The organism is uncultured Clostridium sp. (genome assembly GCF_937920395.1).
GTDB lineage: Bacteria > Bacillota > Clostridia > Clostridiales > Clostridiaceae > Clostridium_AD.
Genome location: NZ_CALEVF010000341.1, coordinates 1 through 3,710, shown reverse-complemented (window position 1 = coordinate 3,710; position 3,710 = coordinate 1). Strand labels below are relative to the sequence as shown.

Below are 3,710 nucleotides of genomic sequence, written 5' to 3'. Positions count from 1 at the left end.
CGTGGTTAGTATGACTGAATTATTATCAATGCTTACAACTACATTATACGAGGGGTGACGTTATTGAATATTAAAATTAGTGAGTATGGCGGCGTTGGTGATGGAGTATGTGATGATACAGTAGCTATTCAAAAATCAATAGATAAATGTAGTGAAAAGGGTGGCGGAATAGTTATTTTCGAAGCCGGAAAAACTTTTTTGAGTAGTGGTCTAGTGCTTAAATCTAATATAACATTGCAATTAGAGAAGGGTTCTATTATAAAAGGAAGTGGCAAAACTGAGGAGTACATTACAAGGAAAGGACCTTTTGAAAGAATAAATAGTGAAACATCTATTTGTGCTTTAATTTATTCTAAAAATACTAAAAACATTAAAATTACTGGAGAAGGTAGTATTGATGGAAATTATAAGCTATTTCTAGAGTCTGATGAGAAAGCAACTGCCCATTTTGATGTTTATACTTACCCAAGGCCTATGAATATATATATAGAGAATTGTGAAAATCTCCTTATTGAAGATATAACTGTACAAAAAGCTCCTTTTTGGACTATTCATTTGGTAGGATGTCAAGGGACTATTATTGACAACATTAATATAACTAATGATCTAAGGATGCCTAATACAGATGGAATTGATATTGATCGTTGTAAAAATACAATCATAAAAAATTGCAGGATTGTAACGGGTGATGATGCTATTTGTCCGAAATGTACAGAAGAAACAGCAGAGTATGGTGATTGTGAAAACTTGCTTGTGACAAATTGTAACTTAACATCAACAAGTTCAGCGATTAAGTTTGGGAGCAGTAGTTTTGGAACCTTTAAAAATTGTATTTTTACCAATATAAATATTACTAATAGTAATAGAGGATTGTCATTTCAAATTAGGGATACCCATGGCGTAGAAAATGTTTTGTTTAGTCATATAAATATACAAACTAAAAGATTTAGTGATGAATGGTGGGGCAGAGGTGAACCAATTTATATCACTTGTGCTGCGAGAGAAGAAGGAATGTGTATTAGTACTATTAAAAATGTAGTCTTTGAGGATATTATATGTGAAACAGAAACAGGTATTTTTATTTATAGTGATGTAGAAGATGCCATTCAAAACATCCGTTTTAAGAATGTTTTGCTAAACTTTAAGAGACAATCAATTTATGAACTAGGACAATATGATTTAAGACCATGGATTGGGAAGCCAATGATATATGAGAAGGTTTCTCCTATTTATGCCTGCCATGCAAGAGATGTTTCATTTGAAAACGTAAGTATAAGTGATGTAGACAATATACTCGAAAGTAGAGAGGGTATATTTCTTGAATGTAAAGATGTGATTTTCAAACAATGTGATACACTTATCAAATCTAAAGCATAAAAAATAGCCCTTGTATACCAAGGGCTATTTTTTTAAGATTTTGGTAAATATAAGTAAACGGTATCTATAAGTATGGTAAAATACGTTTATATCTAGGTATTGAAAATTGGAATTTACTATTCGTACTCATATGAGAAAAATAAGATTATTTAAGGAGGCATTTTAATGAAGAAGATTAACATCTTATATAGTAATTTTGTGGAAATGACATTAAAGGTTCAAAATGTACTTGATTCAATAGAATTAGCATCTTCAAATTTAAAAGAAGAATTAAATATTAAATCTGTTTGTGCAGAGGATATTATGGAAGGTGATTTTAAAGATGTAGATGTATTAATAAATACTCTTGGCTCGTTTTATAAAGAGGAGAGCTTTGATGAGATACTAAACTTTTACAATAAAGGTGGAATAATACTAAATATTGGTTATATGCCTTTTAGTGTTCCTTATACAATTAAAAATGATAAGGCTTTAATGATGCCACAAACGGTAAGTGCAATACGTTCACTTAAGGTTGTTGACTACTTTCCTGAAACTGGTGCTGCAGGTGAAGGAATGAAGCTTAAGGTACTAAATTCAAAGTACAATTTTATAAATGAAATATATAATGTTGGAGAGTTTCCGAAAATGTCTAAAACTTGTAGCGTCCATTATAATCTTGTTGAAAATAAAGCTCCTGATGATAGCTTTATTGTAAGTTCACAATATGAGACGGCGTGCGGTTGGTATTCAAAAGCAGGCGAACTTGTGGCAATTCCTATATCAAGAGTTGACCATTTCATCAAAGGCTCTCTAATATTTCTTAATTTTACTCCAACTGATCAAGATTATTATAATAAGCTATCAGGTATAAAATTACTTTCAAATATTATAGGCACAGCACTTAGAAGTACCGTGAATCTTGAAATATGTTCAAGCTATGCTATGTATTACGAAGATGAAACACCCATGTTACAACTAAGATTAACACCTATTACTAAAAAAGAAATAATATCAAACCAATACAAAATAAAGATACAAATATTTGCAAATAAAAATAGTGAAAAGTTGCTAGAATTAGAATTGAATAGTATTTGTTTTAAACAAGGTATATTTGATAGCGAAGTAGAACTCAAAGATTTGAATGAAGGATTTTATAAAGTAGTAACAAGTGTTTACCAAGATAATAATCTTATTGCACAGAAAAACACTGGATTTTACAAGCATTCAAAAAAATTCATTTCTAATGCCCTTAAAGCATTTAAGCCTATATATATTGACAACACTAAATCTCCAGATTTTTGCCTCCAAGATGGCATGCCATTTGCCATGCATGGAACAACTTATTTTGTAACTGACAAATATCGTAAATGTTTCATAAACTTTAATGCATATCAATGTGATGTTGATTTGAAAGAATTAAAAGAAGTAGGTTTCAACATACTTAGAAGTGGTAATTGGGAATTAATATTGCAGTTTTATGATGAGGAAGGGAATATAAATGAAAAATCTGCAAGAGCTCTTGAAGCATATTTTTATACCGCCTCAAAATATGGATTACCTGTTCAGTTCGTGTTTGGAAATGTAACTCTTAATAACTGGGATCGTTTAAAATGCCCTGTTCATAATCCACAAATGAGGAAAAAAGTGATAAGGGTATTTGAATGTTTTAGTGACAGATTTAAAGAGTGGCCAAATGTAATGGTAGATATAATAAATGAACCATCCTATTCTTATGCAGGGGGGTGGACTCTTGGCAGACCATCAGGAGATAAGTATGAGCTGGAAAACTGGATATGCTGGCTTAAAAAGAAATATAATAATGATATAGTTATGTTAAGGCAGGCCTGGGGAATAAACGTCAGCTCAGTTAAAACTTTTGATGATGCATATTTACCAAGAGAAGATCAATTTAGTAGAAATATGGCTCGTACAGAAAAGTATATAGATAATGCATTGCTTACAGATTTTTTTGATTTTGCACGGGAAAGTTATAGTAACTTGGTTGCACAAATATACAATACTATTAAGTCAAGGGCACCTAAACTTATTGTAATGATGGGAAGGGATGAGGACATGAGAATCCCATCTGAGCAGGACGAGGCTTATAAAGGCAATATCGATGTTGTCAATTGGCATCAGTGGGGAAAAAACTCAATCATTTTTGCAGAGTATTTTCTAAATAGGGTTAGAGGAATACCATGTTGTGGTCAGGAGCTTGGTGTCTATATAGCTGAAGATAATCGAGGCACAGAAAGATACGATGCTAATGGAATAGCAGGCGTTTTAGAGAAGAAACTACTTTACTCCTTTGGAAATTGGATACAGTGGCAATCATTTAGTGATCCTTTTGA

The 3,710-nt window shown here is 31.8% G+C and carries 2 protein-coding genes; both read left to right on the top strand.

Features of this window, described 5'->3' with window-relative positions; translation table 11 throughout:
* Positions 1 to 63: 63 nt before the first annotated feature.
* On the top strand, positions 64 to 1,377 hold the full coding sequence (locus Q0649_RS20480; RefSeq protein WP_298846236.1) for a glycoside hydrolase family 28 protein: 1,314 nt from the start codon (positions 64 to 66) through the stop codon (positions 1,375 to 1,377).
* A gap of 165 nt (positions 1,378 to 1,542) precedes the next feature.
* Positions 1,543 to 3,710 (top strand): hypothetical protein (locus tag Q0649_RS20475; RefSeq protein WP_298846233.1); only part of this gene is annotated, 2,168 nt, incomplete at its 3' end.